Raw genomic sequence first — 18,584 nt, 5'->3', positions numbered from 1 at the left:
GTATGGGCAGATGAGCGTGGCGATGGGCGAGGCCGTGACCAGTTTTGTTGCAGGCCGTCCGGATGTATTCCTATTCGGCTTTCGCTCGGTGTTTTACGTACTTATGGCTGTGGCCGCTGTGGGCTTTGCGCTTGCTATGGTGCGTTTGGTGAAGATGCGCGCCCGCCATTAGCGTGTTGGGAGGCTGTCTGCCACGATTCGCGCCGTCCCAAAAAGACTGGTTTGTGGTGCGATGCGGCTTGTGGGGCGGGCGGGGGTCGGTCCGTGGTAGACTATCGAACAACGTTTATTAATCGCGCGGTATCGTTGCCGTGAGAAGGGGTTGCGCCATGCAGGAGCTTGAGGATCGTATTCGCCATGACGGCATCGTAAAGGCCGGTAACGTCCTTAAGGTTGATGCCTTCCTCAACCACCAATGCGACGTTGAGCTGTTCGACCACATGGGCGCCGAGTGGGCCCGTCTGTTCGAGGATGTCGAGATCAACAAGATCCTGACGATCGAGGCTTCGGGCATTGGCATGGCTTGTATCGCGGCTCAGCATTTTGGCGGCGTGCCGGTGGTCTTTGCCAAGAAGGCGCAGTCCATCAACCTCGACGGCGAGCAGTATGCCACGACCATCTACTCCTTTACCAAGCAGAAGGAGTACCCGGTCATCGTCGGCAAGCGCTTCCTGTCCGAGGGTGACAAGGTTCTGATTATCGACGACTTTTTGGCCAACGGCTGCGCGCTCGAGGGTCTTATCAAGATCTGCGAGGCTGCGGGTGCCGAGGTATCCGGTATTGGCATCGCCGTTGAGAAGGGCTTCCAGGGCGGTGGCGATAAGCTCCGCGAGCGCGGCTTCCGTGTTGAGAGCCTGGCCCGTATCGCCGATATGGACTGCGATACCGGCGAGATCACCTTCGCCTAAGTGCGTAACACAAGCGATTGGTATGCGATGTGACAAAGGGACTTTCCCTTTGTCACATTTTTTGTATGAGGGGAGGTGTTGATATGGATGAGAACAAGATGGGATGGCGTGAGTATGCGCACTATGCCGAGATGTCGGTCGAGGAGTTGGCGCGCGATTGCGAGGTGCAGGTGTTTCGCGCGACGGGCCCGGGTGGGCAGGGCGTGAACACGACGGACTCGGCGGTGCGCATGAAGCATATCCCTTCGGGGATTACCGTGACGGCGCGTGAGAGCCGCAGCCAGTTCCAAAACCGTAGCAGCTGCCTGCGTAAGCTGCGCGCTGAGCTTGAGTGTCGCGGGCGTCCACCGCGCCGACGCGTAAAGACCAAGGTGCCTCAGCGCTCTCGCCAGCACAGGCTCAATGACAAGCACTTCAACGCCATTAAAAAGGCCAACCGTCGCAAACCGGGCAGCGACGAATGATCTCTTCATAAGTTGCGGTGAAATAGGGACTGTTTTGCGGCTTTAACTGCATAAACAGTCCCTATTTCACCGCAACTTAGGGGTGGCTAGTGGGTGGGGCGCCAGACGTTGAGGGCGCCGCCGAGGACGTCGACCTCGATGCGCGAGGCGACAACGGGCTCCCCGTCGGCCTGGATGGGGTAGTCGGGCTCCTCAAAGGTAAGCTCGGCATGGCGACAGCGGCGCATGCGAACCGGTGGCAGCTTGGTGTGGTGGCCATCTTTGGCCGAAAGGAACATGGGAAGCGCGACCGCGCGCGGAACGGGGCCGCAGGCGTAGCAGACGTCGAGTATGCCGTCACAGGGGTCGGCTTCGGGACAGATACGATAGCCCGAGCCATAGGTAGGACCCAGCTGAATCGCCATGACGATCGCCCTTACGCGCTCGGCGGGCGCGCCGTCAAAGCTGACTGCCATGGGGTAGTTGCGATAGCGTAGGCCAAACTGCTCAAGTCCCGAGAGGGTGTAGAGCGGGGCGCCCGTCAAGCCGGTCTTTTTGCGCAGTTCGGTGGTGCCAAGGCCGATAGCAGCATCGATGCCGATCGAAAGCGTCTGGTCATAGTACTCAACGGAACATTCGCCGCTACCGCTTGCGGGGTTCCATGAGCGAATCCGCCCGATGTCCTGACGCTGCAGCTCACAGGTGAGCAGCGCGCCAAAATCCTTGCCGGAGAAATCTTCGATGCCGAGCGTCTGGGCAAAATCGTTGCCGGAGCCCACGGGCAGGACGGCAAGGGCGGGCCGGACCGCCTCATCCTGCGTCATGAGTCCATTGACGACCTCGTGGATCACGCCGTCGCCGCCAAGGGCGATAACAGTGCGATAGCCCTGAGCCTGTGCGGCAAGCTCCTTGGCGTGCCCCGTGCGTTCGGTTAGTACCAGGTCAAACTGGGATGCGCGTGCGGTCATATCCAAAAAGCGCTGCAGGCGTTCGGCAACCTCGCGCGCGGCGCCCGACTGGGCGGCTGGGTTGGCGATGATGAGCGTGCGACCAAAATCAGTTGCGTGCATGGGGCGACTCCCGGCGTGTGACATGACAGTGCGGTCGCGCTCAGGTAGAGTTGCCCCCGATTGTGGCTGCACGGCGATTATTACATCTACTCTATCAGGTCGTTGTGGCGCTCGATAGCATCCGCTACCGTACCGCCCTCATCCACAATAAGCGAACGGCGCTTGGGTGAGATGATGCGTTGGGCGGGGTACACGCCGCGGTGTCCGCCGGTTAGGTAGCTGATAAAGGCCACGATGACAAAGAACCCGGCGGCCGTGCCGTGGAACAGGTCGATGGCCATCATGCAGGTGGTGATGGGTACGTTGAGGCCGGCGCAGAACACGCCGAGCATGCCGAGAGCCGCCAGAAAACTGGGGTCGAGCCCGGTAAGGTAACCGATCCAGCCACCGAGTGCCGCACCGATGCCAAACAGGGGCGTGACCTCGCCGCCTTGGAAGCCAGCGCCCAGGGTAAGCGCTGTGACGACCAACTTGATGGCTGCGTCCGCCAGGGTGGTGTTGCCCGCAAATCCGGTGCCGGAAAGCCACGTGGAAAGGCCGGCGTAGTCCCAGGCGTCGAGGAGGGCATAGGCGGCTAAAACCACGAGTGCGCCTATAAGTGCGCGAACGAGGTAATTGATGATAAAGCGACCGTACAGGCTCTTGACGGTTCGAACCGACCACGCAAAGAGGCGTGCCGTCAGACCGAAGATGATGGCACTGATAACAACGATGACGACCGTTGTAGGCGTCATAGCGGGAACGCTGGCGATGACATTCACTTCGTACTCGGTACCCAGGGCGAGTGATGTAAAGTAGCCGGTAAACGACGCGACCAGGCAATAGATGCCCGCGGTGTAGTCGATCTTGCCGATAAAGCACATCTCCATGCCAAAGAAAGCTCCGGCAAGGGGCGAGCCGAATACGGCGCCAAAGGCCGACGAGATTCCGGCGAGCATGAGGTCGTGGTGGTCATGCTTTTTGAGGTGGGCGAGGCTCGAGATGTTGCTGGCGATGGTGCCGCCAATCTGCACCGCAGCTCCCTCGCGACCGGCCGATCCGCCCGTTAGGTGCGTGAGCGTGGAGCAGACGAAGGTGAGGACGGCCATGCGCATATGGATGAGGCGGGTGCCCAGAGCGGAGTCGATGACCAGGTTGTTACCGCGTTTGGCGGCAAGACCGTGGTTTTTGTACACCCATGCGGTGGCAACGCCCACAACGGGAAGAAGCGCGTAAATCCACGCATGGTGCTCGCGATAGTCGGTCGCGATATTCAACGAGGCCAAAAACGCCCAAGCGGCAACGCCCATGGCGAGCGAGACGATGACGACGAGTACGAGCAACTTGGCACTCGCGAGTAGGTTGCGGGCGTTGCGGCGCGTGTCGGCAGCCAAGAGATGCTCGGAGCGGGTAAGTTGATGCCTGCCTGCCGTGATGACGTCGTTCAGGGAGAAAAAACCGCCGTCGTCGAGCGGCTGGGGATGGTCTTGCGCCTCGTTTGCGCTTTCGGGTTTGTCGTTATGAGTCATACGTTCCTCTTTTAGGTTGCAACGCAAGCATTATAAAACGCGGTAAACGCGACGAGCCGGTGGGTTGGTTTCGATTCTGTTTCGTGGCTTGCGGCCGACAGGTGTATTTGCGGGTACAGGCCAAGTCGCGGTCGTGCGTCTGGGGATTATACTGAGACAAGCATAAAGAATCGGCGCCCCTGTTGTGCGCCGTGGCATTAAGAGGTGCATATGGCAGAGAAACTCATTCCGCTGGAGGACGCGCAGTCGATTGTTCTGTCGCACGTTGCTCCGACCGATTTCGTCGAGATTCCCGTGTGGCAGGTCACCGGTCTTCCCTTGGCCGAGGACGCGGTGGCCGACATCGACATCTCGCCGTTTGCCAACAGTGCTATGGACGGATATGCCGTGCGCTCGGCGGACTTGGCGCAGGCGTCTGGCGAGGCGCCGGTGACGCTCGACGTTATCGGACACGAGGCTGCGGGACATGTGTTTGAGGGCGTAATCGGCGCGGGCGAGACGGTCCGCATCATGACGGGCGCGCCGGTACCCGAAGGTGCCGATGCCGTGGTGAAATACGAGATCGTCGATGTGCTCGACGGTGACGGCAACGAGGGCTCGCGTGTGAGGTTCTCGGCGCCGGCCACGGTGGGGGAGAACGTTCGCTCTGCCGCCGAGGAGGCCCATGCCGGCGACGTCGTGATGCGCGCCGGTGAGGTTGTGGCTCCGGCCGGCGCCGGCCTGCTGGCAAGCGCCGGTTACGCGAGCGTGAAGGTCCATGCCGCTCCGCGCGTGGGCATTATCTCGCTGGGCACGGAGCTGGTCGCGCCGGGTGAGCTGCCGGCGCGCGGGCAGATTCGCGACTCCAACTCGTCGGCGTTGATGGCCGAGGCGCTCGATGCCGGCGCCGAGCCCGTGTTCTACGGCATTGCGCCCGACGATGAGCAGGCGATTGCCGAGCTGGTTCATCGTGCCGTGCAGGAGTGCGACTTTGTCATTACGAGCGGCGGCGCCTCTTCGGGCGATTACGATTTCGTGACGGCGCTCGTCCGGCGCGAGGGCGAGGTGCTGTTTGACCGCATCTCGATGCGTCCGGGCAAGGCCATAACGTTTGGTCTGCTTGGGGACAAGCCATATTTGGGGCTTTCGGGCAATCCCGCGGCGGCGTATGTGGGCTTTGAGATGCTCGCCCGCCCGGCTATTCGCAAGATGCGCGGCTTTGCCGAGGGCGTGCGTCCCGTGCAGCAGGCGACGCTCACACACGGCGTGAAGAAGCGCCAGGACCGACGCTTCTTCGATCGCGCCACGGTTTTGCGCGACCCCGAGACCGGTGAGTTGTTGGTGACCGAGGCTAAGACGCAGAACTCGGCGCTGCTCGGCACGATGCAGCGGGCCAACTGCCTGCTGCGTATTGACGAAGGGCCGTGCGAGCTCAAGGCGGGGGATGTCGTGGACGTTGTGCGCGTCGACCTGCCCGAGGGAACGGTGCTATAGGAGGAACGCTATGGAGTTGAAGATATCGATCGTGACGTGCTCGGATACGCGCGACCTTGTCCAGGACGAGGCGGGCGCTGCCCTCGAGGAGCTCATCGTGGCGCAGGGCTGGACGGTCGCCTCGCATGTGGTCGTGCGCGACGACGCCAGCGAGATCGGTGATGCCATTGTGGAAGCCGCCGATGAGTGCCACGCCAATGTCGTGCTCACCTGCGGCGGCACGGGGCTTTCGATGCGCGATGTGACGCCCGAGGCGACGCGTGCCGTCTGCGACCGCGATGTGCCGGGTATTGCCGAGGCGATTCGTGCGTACTCGATGACCAAGACGCGCCACGCAATGCTCTCGCGTGCTATTTGCATGCAACGAGGTCATACACTTGTCGTAAACTTTCCCGGTTCTACGAAGGCCGCCCGCGAAAGCTGGGAGGCCATAGCGGACCAGCTGGAGCATGCGGCTCAGATGACAGCGGGCGGCGGACATACCAACTAGGTGGTTTACCTGCGGCGGGGCGACCTGAACGGCTGCTCCGCTTTTGTTTTCCGCCGAAGCGACGCCGAGGTGCACGGTAATTTGAAACTATATTCTCTTACGAGAATAATATCTCACTATCATTATTCGCGCAGAAGTATAATCTGATTGCAGATTAAAGCCCGCGGCGGGGTGCCCGGGCATAGCGTTCGAAAGGGTTGAACATGTTCGATATGGTTTCTCGCCGCGGATTCGTTTCGCTTTCTGCTGTCGCCGCTGCCGGCCTTGGTCTTGCCGGCTGTTCGGGCAGCAAGACGTCCGAGCCGGCCGGATCCGATGCCGGTTCTGCTAAGGCATCTTCCAAGAAAGCTGTCGAGCTGCAGGTCTTTGCCGCCAACTCGCTCGAGAAGGCCCTGCCCGAGGTTCAGGAGCTCTACACCGAGCAGACCGGCACCACCTTTGCCGACACGCAGTTTAAGGCGTCTGGCGACCTTGTCGAGCAGATGCGCGCCGGTGCCGCCGTCGACGTGCTCATCACGGCCTCCAAGGGCACCATGGACGACGCCGAGGCCGCCGAGCTCGTCGACGCCGACACGCGTGAGGACATGTTCGTCAACGACCTTGTGATCATTCGCGCCGAGGGCTCCGATACCAAGGTCGAGGCCATCGCCGGCGTCGCGAATCTGGACGGCAAGATCGCCATCGGCGACGCCAAGACCGTTCCCGCCGGAAAGTACGCCAACCAGGCCCTGGCCTCCGTGGGCCTCTACACCGGCACCGAGGGCGACGACGGTGATTATGCTCCCGAGATTGCCGACAAGGTCGCACTGGCCGATAAAGTTGGTACCGCCGCCGCCTATGTGTCCACAGGCGACTGCGTGGCTGGATTTGTCTACAGCTCCGATATCTTCCGCTACGACGGCATCGAGGAGGCCTTCGTGTGTCCCGAGGACTCGCACAAGCCCATCGTGTATCCGGGCGCTGTCGCCGAGAGCTCCGAGCATGCCGACGAAGCCAAGGCGTTCATCGACTTCTGTCTGACCAACAAGAAGGCTCAGAAGATTTGGGCTAAGTACGGCTTTGAGCTTTCCGCGTAGTGCGGCTTGGCGCGATAATTCCATCGTTTTGTGTTTCACTCCGTCCTTGTATTCGCTTGGAGCTTTTCGTGCTTAATAGATTCCGCATGCTTGTCGCCTGTGCTTTGACCTTCGTGCTTTGCTGGGTGCCGGGATTTGCGTTTGCTGGGGACGCTGAGGACGGGGCCCAGGTTGCTGCGACCGCTCATGGGCTTTCCTATGGGATCGAGGGTTTTGAGCGGTTGGCCAAGGGGACCGCTCGTGCCATGGAGGGCCAGCCTGAGGGCTACCGGTTTCCCGTTGACGAGGACGTGGACCTTGTAGTGGCGCCTGCTGCCGATCGCGTTGTGGTGTGGATATCGCCCAAGGCGGTCGAGAAGTTTGGATTGGATCCCCAGGACAACGAGTGCGTATCGGGTCTCAAGGCCCTCGTCTGTGAGCTCGACAGCGCAAACTGCATGGGAGGTGCGCAGCTGGGGGACGTGGATCTTCCTTGGTATGTCACGGCGGAAACAACGTTTGATGCCGGCGGGTATACCTATAGCTTTGACGAGCGCGGTGCGGATGGGGACCGTTATGTGGTGATTGCATCAGCCTCGGGTGATGCCAAGGGCGGCGCGCGTTGGCTTGATAGCGCTCACATGGTAGAAGCATCGTCTGTCGTGTTGCGGGATGAGCAGGGGCCCTTGACCTCTCTGGCTTCCTTTTTGGGCGACATCGACTATCGCCCGTTTTGGGTGTCCATTAAAACGAGCGGTCTTGCCCTGGTGATCGCGTTTGCGCTGGGCCTGTTCGCCGCGTGGAAGACCATGGGTACCTCGAGTCGCATCAAGGGCCTGCTCGACTCGGTCTTTACCATCCCTATGGTGCTGCCGCCCACGGTCTGCGGCTTTCTGCTCCTCATGCTGTTTGGCCGCTCGACCGGGGTGGGCCAGTGGCTTATCGCGCACGGTATCTCGATTGTCTTTACGTGGCCTGCGGCGGTGATCTCTGCCGTGGTGGTGTCGTTCCCCCTGGTCTATCGAACGGCCCTCGGTGCCTTTGAGAGCCTCGACACGCAAATGCTCGATGCGGCGCGCACGCTGGGCTGGTCCGAGCGTCGCATCTTTACCAAGCTTATGATGCCGCTTGGCTGGCCCTCGATTGCCGCCGGCACGGTACTCGCCTTTGCCCGCGCGATGGGCGAGTTTGGCTGCACCCTGTTCTTTGCGGGCAACTACGCCGGTATTACGCAGACCATTCCCATTGCCATCTACTTTGAGTGGATGGGCGGCAACACGTCGGTGGCCCTCTTTTGGGTCGTCGTCGTGATCGTGTTTAGCTTCCTGGTCATCCTGTTCATCAACATGTACACCGCTCATTCGCAAAAGTATCGCGAGCGGGGCCTTTCCCGTGCGGAGCGCAAACAGGCCAAAGATCTCGCCGGACAGGGCGATTCGCTCGACCCAGTCGGCGGCGATGCGCTGCGTATCGATCGCGAGGCGCTGGCCGAGCTCATGCGCGATGATGCGGCGCCGCAGGGAGGTCGATAGGTCATGTCACTCGTTCTGGATATCAAAAAGCGCTATCCCGGGTTTATGCTCGACATGCAGCTTGAGGCCGGCGAGGAGCGTGTGGCACTGCTGGGCGCCTCGGGTTGCGGCAAGAGCTGTACGCTGCGCTGCATCGCCGGCGTGGAGACGCCCGACGAGGGCAGGATCGTCGTCAACGGCGTGACCTTTTTTGACTCGGCAGCGGGCATCAACCTGTCGCCTCAGGAGCGAAAATGCGCCCTGCTGTTCCAAAACTATCAGCTGTTCCCTAATATGACAGTGGCCGATAACGTATGTGCCGGCGTAAAGGATGCGGGCGACGCCGCGGCGCGCAAGCAGCTTGCCGAGCGCTACCTGGGTATCTTTGGACTGGCTGATTTCGCCGACCGCTATCCCGCGCGCCTCTCGGGCGGCCAGCAGCAGCGCGTGGCGCTCGCGCGCATGGTGGCGGCGCACCCGGGCATCTTTATGTTCGACGAGCCCATGAGCGCACTCGATTCCTATCTTAAGAGCGCGCTCGAACAGAACATGCTCGACCTGTTCGATGTGTGCAACCGCACCGTGCTCTACGTGAGCCACGACATCGATGAGGCATGCCGCCTGTGCCAGCGCATCTGCGTGATGCACGACGGGCATGTTGAGGAGATCGGCTCCATCGAGGACGTGGTCCGCCGTCCGCAGACGCTGGCGGCGCTGCGCCTGACGGGCTGCAAGAACACAAGCCGGGCGCGCAAGATCGGTGACGAAGAAGTTGAGGCCCTCGACTGGGGCATGACCTTTAACGTGGGTCGCGCGGTTCCCGATAATGTGGCGTACTTGGGCGTTCGCGCAAGCTACTTCCATGTTGACAATCGCGCTGAGCGGGGTCGCAACAGCTATGATTTGCACGTGGCCCGTGTGAGCGATTCGCGTTTTGAGCGGCTGGTGCTGCTGGACGTGCCACGCGGCGATGCGCCCACGCGTCTGCAGTGGAAGGTCAACAAGGTGGGCGTGCCTGTCGACGAGCTGCCGCAAGCAGGCGAGACGCTGCGCATGCACTTCGATGCGAGTAGAATCCACTTGGTTTGTCGATAGTGCCGGGTAATGCCGTCGGGGATATAAGCCTCGGCGGCTTTGTCTTGCCGCTCGCCGAATGAGGGATGACAAACTCTTATCAATAAAAAAGATTATTTATTAAACGACGGCACACGACGCTGTCGTACGAATGTCAACGGTGTTCGCATGTTCGATGACCGTTGATATAGTTGACCTTATCTTGTAAAGGAGGGTGCGCACATGCCGCAGACGACATATATTCGCCGCGTTGCCGCGCGTGCCCTATATATGGCTCGGAGCCGCATATGAGCAGGTATGTTCACGGCTCCGGGAGAGACGACGCACAACTAAATAATCAGCTGCAAAGCAGGTTCCCCAAAATTCCGGGTTTAGTCGCGGTCGGGTTTTCGCCACCCACCGTGCAGCAATACCGTAGCTATTCATTTTTGATTCGAGAGGGGAACCGTCATGGCTGAAGAATTTGATTTCCATCCGATGTGGGAGAGCCTCGGCATGAATCTTGCCGACCACGACATGCTGCTGGGCGCCGTGGGCCAGATGTACGGCGATATGTTCCTGACGCAGAACAATCGCCCCAAGTCCACGTCCTACCTGGATTTTGTCGCCACCAACATCCACAGCGGCCGTATTAAGGAGATGCTCGACAAGAAGGAGGCCGGCGAGGCCACCAAGATCGTCGGTTCGTTCTGTGTGTACGTGCCCGAGGAGATCGTACTTGCCTGTGACGGCATTCCCGTTGGTCTGTGCTCGGGTGCCGACTGGGCGACCGACAAGGTCGAGGAGCATCTGCCGCGCAACACCTGCCCGCTCATCAAGAGCTTTGCCGGCTTTAAGCTGGGCGAGGTCTGCCCCTACATTGAGTCGAGTGACTTGGTGGTAGGCGAGAACACCTGCGATGGCAAGAAGAAGGCCTACGAGTTCTTTGCCACGCAAAAGAACATGTACGTCATGGATATTCCCAACGTGCACGACGAGTCGACGCTCGTGACCTGGAAGGCCGAGGTCAAGAAGCTTGCCGCCAAGATCGAGGAAGAGTGCGGCGTCACGATTACGCCTGAGCGCCTGAAGGCTGCCATCCACGCCGTCAACGAGAAGCGTCGCGCCCTGCAGCGTCTGGCTGCGACCCGCGCTGCCGATCCGGCGCCCATCAGCGGTCTCGACAGCCTGCTGACCGTTCAGGCCGCCTTTATGGATGACACGCCGCGCCTGACCGGCGCCATCAACGAAATGGCGGCTGAGTGCGAGCAGCGCGTTGAGGCCGGCGAGGGTGTGGCGCCCAAGGGCACCAAGCGCATCCTGTACACCGGTACGCCCATGGCCGTGCCCAACTGGAAGCTGTTCAACCTCATCGAGAAGGCCGGCGGCGTCGTGGTGGGCGAGGAGTCCTGCACGGGCTCGCGCTACTACAAGGACCTGGTCGACGAGTCCGGTGAGACGGTTGGCGAGATGCTCGACGCCATCGCCGAGCGCTACTTTAAGATCAACTGCGCCGTCTTTACGCCCAACGACCAGCGTATGAAGGACATTGTCCAGATGGCCAAGGACCTGCATGCCGACGGCATCGTCGACGTGGCCTTGCAGTTCTGCGCGCTCTACGAGATGGAGTCGTTTGCCGTGGAGAAGGCCGCCGAAGAGGCCGGCATCCCGTTTATGCACATCACGACCGACTACGCCGGCGAGGATGCAGGCCAACTGCAAACCAGGATTGAGGCTTTCTTGGAAACCATTTAGGGCTATCCGGTCCAGCGGCTTCCCCAAGCACCCGATCTTGCCGTTCAAACCATCGCTTGCATACCAAAGTACGCGGCGCTCCTCTTTCACGGCAACCTCGGGCACCTGGGAAAGCCGTTTCCTTGGTTGGTTAAAAGGTTTGTTAAGGAGTTATATGTCGGAAAATATTGAGCAGCCGTTGCCGTCCACGTTTGAGGAGTTCAACGAGCAACGCAAGGCGGCGTTTATTCGCGTCAAGGATTATAAGCAGGCGGGTAATCGCCTGGTCGGCTTTTTGTGCAGCTATACGCCGCTCGAGATTATCGATGCCGCGGGCGCTGCGAGCGTGGCGCTGTGCGGTACATCCGATGAGGTGACCCCCGAGGCCGAGAAGGTGCTGCCGGCAAACCTCTGCCCGCTCATCAAGTCGACCTACGGTTTTGTTTACTCGCAAAAGTGCCCGTTTACGTACTTTAGCGACATGATCATCGGTGAGACCACCTGCGACGGCAAGAAGAAGATGTACGAGCTACTCAACGAGCTCAAGCGCACGCACATTCTGCATCTTCCGCAGGGTCGCGATCGCGCCTATGAGCGTGAAGGCTGGTACGAGGAGTGCCGTCTGCTCAAGGAGGAGCTCGAGGGTTTCTACGGAATCACGATTACCGACGATGACCTGCGCGCTGCCGTCCGTCGTCGCAACCGCTTGCGTGCGGCCCAGCTCGACATGTTTGCTCTGCAGGCCAACCAGCCGGCGGCCATGAGCGGCGTCGACCTGATGAGCACTATGTTCGCCGGTACGTTTAGCTTTGATATCGAGGCCTATACGCAGCAGCTGGAGCAAAAGGTTGTCAAGCTGCGCGAGGCCTACGACGCGGGCGAGCGCCCGGTTGCGGCGGATGCCAAGCGCATTCTGATCACCGGCTGCCCGGCGGGCGGCGTGATCAACAAGATCGGTCGCACCATCGAGTCCAACGGCGGTGTGGTCGTGTGCATGGACGACTGCTCGGGCGAGCGCACGGCGGCCATGATGATCGACCCGGACGCGCCCGACATCCTGCGCGCCATCGCCGACCGCTACCTGGACATCAACTGCTCGGTCATGACGCCAAACGACGGTCGTATGGAAAACACGCTGGCCATGTGCGAGAAGTATCACGTCGATGGCGTAGTGGAGAGCGTGCTCCAGGCGTGCCACACCTTTAACGTGGAGAGTGCGCGCATGCAGGAGGCAGTCGAGGGTGCGGGCATTCCGTATATGAAGATCGAGACCGATTACAGCAACGGCGACATGGGTCAGATCGAGACTCGCATCGCCGCCTTCATCGAAACCCTCCAGCTTTCTCAGGCACCGGATCTTGCCCCTCAAACCGTCGCTTGCGTACCCAAAGTACGCTGCGCTCCTCTTTCGGGGCAATCTCCGGCACCTGAGAAACCTAGAGCTAAGGCGCCTGAACGCGCCGCTACCTTTGATGTTTAGATTGGGAGAGGGCCATGGTAGGGATCGGGATCGATATCGGGTCTACGGCGGCTAAGGCCGCTGTGGTCGATGGGGAAGGTTCGGTGGCATGGACGTGCGTGCAGCCAACCGGGTTCTCCTCGGTTGATGCGGCCGAGCGCCTGCGCGGCGAGCTTGCCGCGGCTGGCTATGACGTGGCTGCCGACGACGTGCGCGTGATCGCGACTGGCTACGGCCGTGTCGCCGTGCCCTATGCGCACAAGGTCGTGACCGAGATTACCTGCCACGGCACCGGCGCCGTGCGCCTGTTTGGCGACCACGGCACCGTGATCGACGTGGGCGGTCAGGACACCAAGGTCATCCAACTTAAGGGTGGCCGCGTGGCCAAGTTTGCCATGAACGACAAGTGCGCTGCCGGCACGGGGCGCTTTTTGGAGATCATGGCCGACCGCCTAGGCATTTCCCAGCAGCAGATGGCCGTCCTGGCGCGTTCCGGTGAGCCTACCAAGATCAGCAGCATGTGCACGGTGTTTGCCGAAAGTGAGGTTATCAGCCTGATCGGTCGCGGTGAGCCGCGCGAGAACATTGCACGTGGCGTGATCGACAGCGTGGTCTCGCGCGTGGCGACCATGGCCGGGCAGGCCGCGGGCGCCCCGTACTACCTGACCGGTGGCCTGTGCGAGAACGCCTTCGTGGTGGAGCGGTTGGGCGAGCTACTGGGGTCGCCGGTGACCACCTCGCCCCAGGCTCGCTTTGCCGGAGCGATTGGCGCGGCGATTCGCGCACAGGCGCTCAATTAATGCATCCGCCGCAGGCTCGCATTCATGCGTATACTGGGAGAAAATGATTGACCGATGAGAGGAGGTATCGATGGCTGACGATCAGATTAAGCTCACGTCTATGACGGCCGCGAGCGGTTGAGCCGCTAAGTTGGCCCCCGGAGCCCTCGCCCAGGTCCTGGGCGATTTACCCAATGTGCATAACGACAACTTGCTCGTGGGGTTCGATACCTCCGACGATGCGAGCGTCTTCCGCGTAGGGGAGAACCTTGGGCTCGTGCAGTCCATCGACTTCTTCCCACCGATGGTCGACGACCCGTTTCTATTTGGCCAGATCGCCGCGGCAAACTCACTGTCGGACATCTACGCCATGGGCGGGCGGCCGAGCCATGCCATGAACTTGCTGTGCATCCCGAGCTGTCTGAGCGTTGAGGTTGCCGGTCAGATTCTGGCGGGCGGCGCCGACAAGTGCGTCGAGGCGGGTTGCTCCATCGCGGGCGGTCACACCATCAACGACGACGAGCCCAAGTACGGCCTGTCCGTGAGCGGGTTTGTCGCGCTCGACCGCATGCTCGCCAACAGCGGCGCGCGCGTGGGCGATGCGTTACTGCTGACCAAGGCGGTTGGCTCGGGCATCATCACCACGGCCATTAAGGGCGAGCTCATCGAGCAGGACGAGGCCGCAGCCATGTTTGACTCGATGCGCACCCTCAACGAGGCTCCGATTCGTCTGGCCGAGGGACTTGAGCTTCACGGCTGCACCGACATTACGGGCTTTGGTCTGATCGGGCACGCATGCGAGATGGCCGAGGGCTCGGGCGTGCAAGTTGAGCTTGCGTCGGGGGCGGTGCCACTCTTTGACCAGGTGCTCGACATGGCGCGTTTGGGCATTATCCCCGCGGGCTCCTACCGCAACCAGGACTTCTTTGGCCCGCGCGTGACGGCCGACGAGGACCTTGAGCCGGGCATGCTCGACGCGCTGTACGACCCGCAGACGTCTGGTGGCCTGCTTATCGCGGCACCTGCTGCCGATGTGGATGAGCTTGCGAGCCGTCTACATGCCGAAGGACGTATCGCCGTCGTCGTCGGGCGCGTGTACGAGCCGGTACCACGCGGTCCTGCCGTTCGCGTTGTGCATTAAGGAAAACCGTTTATGCGACCGCCTACTGTTCTGGGCGGTCCCTTTTGAAAGGAAAAACTATGTCTACCAAAATTGAAGTCAATGCCATGGGCGATGCCTGCCCGCTGCCCGTCGTCAAGACGCTCAGAGCCCTGAAGCAGCTCGATGGCGAGGGCACAGTCGTGACCTCGGTCGACAACGAGACCGCCGTCAAGAACATCTCCAAGATGGCGCAGGAGAAGGGCTGCACGGCCTCAGTCGAGAAGGTTTCTGACGCTGAGTGGCACGTGACCGTCGCGACCGCCGGTGCCGTGGCCGTTGCGGACCCCGAGCAGGACGGCGCTGCTTTCTGCGACGCCAGCGCCGGCAAGGGCAAACTTGTCATTTCCGTCTATACCGATTGCATGGGCCGTGGCGACGACGAGCTGGGCCACAAGCTCATGAAGGCGTTTATCTTTGCCGTGACGCAGCAGGAGGAACTGCCCGCGACCATGCTGTTCTACAACGGCGGTGCCAAGCTCACCGTCGAGGGCTCGCCGGTGCTCGATGACCTGAAGGGCCTGGCCGAGCAGGGTGTCGAGATTCTCACCTGCGGTACCTGCCTCGACCACTATGGCATTAAAGACCAGCTTGCGGTGGGCGAGGTCACGAATATGTACGTGATCGTGGAGAAGATGGAGCAGGCCGTGCGCGTCGTGCGCCCGTAGCGTATTGGTTGGAGTTGCCATGAGGGAGAAGCGCCCGGCGCTTGTCATCACGTTTCCCACCACGGCGGCCGCCATGGGCTGCGAGTCCCTGTACATCGAGCGCGGCCTTCCCGGGCGAACGATTCCCGTGCCCGGGGAGGTCGCTGCCGGCTGCGGTCTGGCGTGGAAGGCGTTGCCTGCCGATGAGGAGCTGCTGCGCAGCGAGCTTACCGCGGCGGGCGTTCCCACCGAGGGCTATACCGTGATTGATATGTGGGAGGTCGTGCGATGATCTACCTGGATAACGCGGCGACGACCATGCACAAGCCGCAGACAGTGATCGATGCCGTGACGCAGGCGATGTGTTCACTCGGCAATGCCGGGCGCGGCGCCACGTCGGGTGCCCTCGATGCTGCTCGTACGATTCACGCTTGCCGTGCCAAGCTCGCGCGCCTTTTGGGTTGCCCGAGGGCGGACCATGTGTGTTTTACGCCCAACTCTACGGCGGCGCTCAACACCGCCATCAACGGGGTGGTGCGCCCCGGCGACCGCGTGGTCACGACGGTGCTCGAGCACAACTCGGTGCTGCGTCCGCTCAACCGCCTGGCGGCAGAGCAGGGTGTGACGGTTGGGCATGCGGGTTGCGATGCGAGCGGCGTGCTCGACTACGACGAGCTCGAGCGGTTGGTCACGCCGGGCACGCGTGCTGTGGTGGTGACGCACGCCTCCAATGTGACCGGCAACGCGGTCGACATTGCGCGCGTGGCGGCCATGGCCCATGCGGCCGGCGCACTGGTAATCGTCGATGCCTCGCAGTCTGCCGGAACGGCGCATATCGATATGCAGGCCATGGGGCTTGACGTGGTGTGCTTTACCGGCCATAAGGGGCTCATGGGACCTCAAGGCACCGGTGGCCTGGCCGTGGCGGAGGGCATTGACGTGGCGCCGTGGGCCATGGGTGGCACGGGTGTGCACAGCTTCGATCCACTGCAGCCGCTTGAGTGGCCCACGCGCCTTGAGGCGGGCACGCTCAACGGTCACGGCATCGCGGGACTTTCCGCAGGTCTTGACTTTATCGAGGCACAAGGCGGGGTCGAGGTGATTGCGGCACACGAGCGAGCACTGGCGGATCGCTTCCTTGCCGGTGTGCGCGAGATTCCGGGGATTAAGCTCTATGGTGCCTTTGGCCAACCGACGCGCTCGGCGATCGTCCCGCTCAACGTGGGCGATATCGACTCTGCCGAGATCTCGGATGCACTCATGCAAGGGTGGGGGATTGCGACGCGCCCCGGCGCCCATTGCGCCCCGCTCATGCACCGAGCGCTGGGGACCGAGCGTCAGGGCGTGGTTCGCTTCTCGTTTGGGTATTTCAACACGGACGAGGAAGTCGACACCGCGATTGACGCTTTGCGCGATTTAGCCTGCTAAAGCGTATATACTTGCGGGACGGGTCTTTTGCTCGTCCCGTTTTTGTTTTGATTCGAAAGGTGCTCTCATGGCCTCATCCGCCTCGCGTGGTCTGCGTTCCGACCATGTCGTTACCGTCGGCATCGCCCTGTTCTCGATGCTCTTTGGCGCCGGCAACCTCATTATTCCGCCGTTGCTGGCGCTGCAGGCAGGTTCTGCCACGCCGGTCGCCATGCTCGGCTTTCTGATTGCCGCCATCGGCCTGCCCGTCATGGGATTTATCGCCGTGGCGCTTGCCGGAACGGCGCGCGAGCTTGCCGGCCGCGTGCACCCCAAGTTTGGCGAATTCTTCGTTGCGGCGGTGTATCTGGCCATCGGCCCGTGCCTGGCTATTCCGCGCACGAGCTCCACGGCCTTCGAGATGCTGGTACCGCTGCTGCCCGAGGGCGTCTCGCTCGGCACGGCACGTCTGGTGTTTGCCGTTGGCTTCTTTGTCGTCGCGTTTGCGCTCACGCTGCGCCCGGGTGTCATCACACGCGTGCTCGGTCGCATTACGGGCCCTGCGCTCATTGCGCTTATCGTGCTCGTTGTCGGCGCCGCCGTGATCTCGCCGCTGGGACCGGCTGCTGCCCCGCAAGCTCCCTATGATGCCGGCGCTGCGGTCCAAGGCTTCTTGACCGGCTACCAGACCATGGACCTGCTTGCGTCGCTCGCCTTCGGCATCATCATCGCCGAGACCATTCACGAGCTGGGCGTGACCGATGACAAGCGCGTCGCTTTTGAAATTTCGCGCTCCGGTGTGATCGCCGGCGTGCTCATGGCCATCATCTACTGCGGCTTGGGCCTTGCCGGAATGCAGCTCGGCACCGTGATGCCCGACGCTACCAACGGCGCCGCCATCCTTGCCCGCTCTGCCTCCATGCACTTTGGCCTTGCCGGCACGGTCGTGGTCTTCGCCATCTTCTTCCTTGCCTGCATGAACGTGTGCATTGGCCTTATCAGCTGCTGCTCGCGTTACTTCTGCGAGACGTATGTGGTTAAAGGGGGAGCGGAGGCCTCCGAGGAGGCCATGCGCCGTCCCTTTGCGATTCTTGCCTTTGTGTTCGCAGCGTTTTCGTGCGTGCTCTCCAACGTGGGCCTCGACGTGATCCTCATGTTCTCGGTGCCCATACTCAATGCCTTGTATCCCGTCGCCATCGTGCTGGTTCTCATGGGTTTGGTACACGGCTTTTGCGACGCTCATCCGCAGGTGTGGGTCTGGGTCGGCGGTGTGGTTGCCGTGCAGAGCGTGATCACCTCGGTCCGCGATGCGTTCTTTGCGGGCGCGTGGCTGCCGTTTGATGTGCTGCCGCTGGCGGATATCGGTGCCGCGTGGGCGCCGGTTGCCGTGGTTGCCTTTGTGATCGGCCTGCTCCATAGTCGTTTTGTTGCACATTCGAGGAGCTAAGGCATCAATGCTTGCACAGGCGGGGAGTCTCCCCTATAATTTCCTTCGCTTTGGGACACGCAAGGTTTAGACCTTAGCTGCTCAACACCTTCGGGACGTGGCGCAGTTTGGTAGCGCGCCTGCTTTGGGAGCAGGATGTCGCAGGTTCAAATCCTGTCGTCCCGACCATATCTTGCGGGCGTAGTTCAATGGTAGAACCCCAGCCTTCCAAGCTGATGACGCGGGTTCGATTCCCGTCGCCCGCTCCATAGGATAGTTTTAACGGCTTTGGCTCCATTTGGTGCCAGAGCCGTTTTCATATACATGTCGGGGACCCCACATCCCCTCCTAAGTTGCGGTGAAATAGTTCCTGGACTAGCCGCAAGGGGGTGCGGACAGAAAGTTGGACCGTGAAGCGGTCCGGACTGGAGGTTCGCATGTACAGCAGGGAGAAGGTCGAGC

Annotated in this window: 17 protein-coding genes and 2 tRNA genes; 17 read left to right on the top strand and 2 right to left on the bottom strand. The window is 61.5% G+C overall.

Features of this window, described 5'->3' with window-relative positions; translation table 11 throughout:
- Positions 1-329: 329 nt before the first annotated feature.
- Both AB5Z54_RS05055 and AB5Z54_RS05050 read left to right on the top strand, forming a co-directional pair.
- Entirely contained in the window at positions 330-908 is a 579-nt protein-coding gene (locus tag AB5Z54_RS05055; RefSeq protein ID WP_368160637.1) for a xanthine phosphoribosyltransferase, read from the top strand.
- 83 nt (positions 909-991) lie between these two features.
- On the top strand, positions 992-1,372 hold the full coding sequence (locus AB5Z54_RS05050) for a peptide chain release factor family protein (RefSeq protein ID WP_438265573.1): 381 nt from the start codon (positions 992-994) through the stop codon (positions 1,370-1,372).
- Between the two features lie 86 nt (positions 1,373-1,458).
- Here the strand turns inward: AB5Z54_RS05050 and AB5Z54_RS05045 are convergent, their stop codons facing one another.
- Both AB5Z54_RS05045 and AB5Z54_RS05040 read right to left on the bottom strand, forming a co-directional pair.
- Positions 1,459-2,421, bottom strand: a complete 963-nt coding sequence (locus AB5Z54_RS05045) for a diacylglycerol/lipid kinase family protein (protein WP_368160634.1) — start codon at positions 2,419-2,421, stop codon at positions 1,459-1,461.
- Positions 2,422-2,507: 86 nt separating this feature from the next.
- On the bottom strand, positions 2,508-3,929 hold the full coding sequence (locus AB5Z54_RS05040) for a chloride channel protein (RefSeq protein WP_368160631.1): 1,422 nt from the start codon (positions 3,927-3,929) through the stop codon (positions 2,508-2,510).
- Between the two features lie 210 nt (positions 3,930-4,139).
- Between AB5Z54_RS05040 and AB5Z54_RS05035 the strand changes: the two genes are divergently transcribed.
- The 15 genes from AB5Z54_RS05035 (at position 4,140) to AB5Z54_RS04965 (ending at position 18,391) form a co-directional block, all read left to right on the top strand.
- A complete protein-coding gene (locus AB5Z54_RS05035) occupies positions 4,140-5,402 on the top strand; it encodes a molybdopterin molybdotransferase MoeA (RefSeq protein ID WP_368160628.1) in 1,263 nt (420 codons plus the stop codon).
- A gap of 10 nt (positions 5,403-5,412) precedes the next feature.
- Positions 5,413-5,892: a MogA/MoaB family molybdenum cofactor biosynthesis protein gene (locus AB5Z54_RS05030; protein WP_368160626.1), complete on the top strand. Its 480-nt coding sequence runs from the start codon at positions 5,413-5,415 to the stop codon at positions 5,890-5,892.
- Positions 5,893-6,095: 203 nt separating this feature from the next.
- Positions 6,096-6,968, top strand: coding sequence for a molybdate ABC transporter substrate-binding protein (modA, locus tag AB5Z54_RS05025; RefSeq protein WP_368160624.1), 873 nt, complete (start codon positions 6,096-6,098; stop codon positions 6,966-6,968).
- A gap of 68 nt (positions 6,969-7,036) precedes the next feature.
- Positions 7,037-8,479, top strand: a complete 1,443-nt coding sequence (modB, locus tag AB5Z54_RS05020) for a molybdate ABC transporter permease subunit (protein ID WP_347478379.1) — start codon at positions 7,037-7,039, stop codon at positions 8,477-8,479.
- Between the two features lie 3 nt (positions 8,480-8,482).
- A complete protein-coding gene (locus AB5Z54_RS05015) occupies positions 8,483-9,553 on the top strand; it encodes a sulfate/molybdate ABC transporter ATP-binding protein (protein ID WP_368160621.1) in 1,071 nt (356 codons plus the stop codon).
- A 429-nt stretch (positions 9,554-9,982) separates the two neighbouring features.
- On the top strand, positions 9,983-11,266 hold the full coding sequence (locus AB5Z54_RS05010; RefSeq protein WP_347478381.1) for a double-cubane-cluster-containing anaerobic reductase: 1,284 nt from the start codon (positions 9,983-9,985) through the stop codon (positions 11,264-11,266).
- Between the two features lie 154 nt (positions 11,267-11,420).
- Positions 11,421-12,725, top strand: a complete 1,305-nt coding sequence (locus AB5Z54_RS05005; protein ID WP_347478382.1) for a double-cubane-cluster-containing anaerobic reductase — start codon at positions 11,421-11,423, stop codon at positions 12,723-12,725.
- A 14-nt stretch (positions 12,726-12,739) separates the two neighbouring features.
- On the top strand, positions 12,740-13,504 hold the full coding sequence (locus AB5Z54_RS05000) for an acyl-CoA dehydratase activase (RefSeq protein ID WP_347478383.1): 765 nt from the start codon (positions 12,740-12,742) through the stop codon (positions 13,502-13,504).
- Positions 13,505-13,574: 70 nt separating this feature from the next.
- Entirely contained in the window at positions 13,575-14,624 is a 1,050-nt protein-coding gene (selD, locus tag AB5Z54_RS04995) for a selenide, water dikinase SelD (protein WP_368160618.1), read from the top strand.
- A gap of 59 nt (positions 14,625-14,683) precedes the next feature.
- Positions 14,684-15,310 (top strand): sulfurtransferase-like selenium metabolism protein YedF, encoded by a 627-nt coding sequence (yedF, locus tag AB5Z54_RS04990; protein WP_347478385.1) that lies wholly within the window; start codon positions 14,684-14,686, stop codon positions 15,308-15,310.
- Between the two features lie 19 nt (positions 15,311-15,329).
- On the top strand, positions 15,330-15,581 hold the full coding sequence (locus AB5Z54_RS04985) for a putative Se/S carrier protein (protein WP_368160615.1): 252 nt from the start codon (positions 15,330-15,332) through the stop codon (positions 15,579-15,581).
- Positions 15,578-16,717, top strand: a complete 1,140-nt coding sequence (locus AB5Z54_RS04980; RefSeq protein WP_347478386.1) for an aminotransferase class V-fold PLP-dependent enzyme — start codon at positions 15,578-15,580, stop codon at positions 16,715-16,717. Before AB5Z54_RS04985 ends, AB5Z54_RS04980 begins: the two co-directional genes overlap by 4 nt.
- Positions 16,718-16,784: 67 nt before the next feature.
- Positions 16,785-18,143, top strand: coding sequence for a branched-chain amino acid transport system II carrier protein (gene brnQ / locus AB5Z54_RS04975; RefSeq protein ID WP_347478387.1), 1,359 nt, complete (start codon positions 16,785-16,787; stop codon positions 18,141-18,143).
- A 91-nt stretch (positions 18,144-18,234) separates the two neighbouring features.
- Positions 18,235-18,311, top strand: a tRNA-Pro gene (locus tag AB5Z54_RS04970).
- 6 nt (positions 18,312-18,317) lie between these two features.
- A tRNA-Gly gene (locus tag AB5Z54_RS04965) sits at positions 18,318-18,391 on the top strand.
- Positions 18,392-18,584 lie beyond the last annotated feature (193 nt).

Origin of the sequence: Collinsella aerofaciens, from assembly GCF_040910185.1 — a bacterium.
Taxonomy (GTDB): domain Bacteria; phylum Actinomycetota; class Coriobacteriia; order Coriobacteriales; family Coriobacteriaceae; genus Collinsella; species Collinsella aerofaciens_BF.
This window is presented reverse-complemented; position numbering and strand designations above follow the sequence as displayed.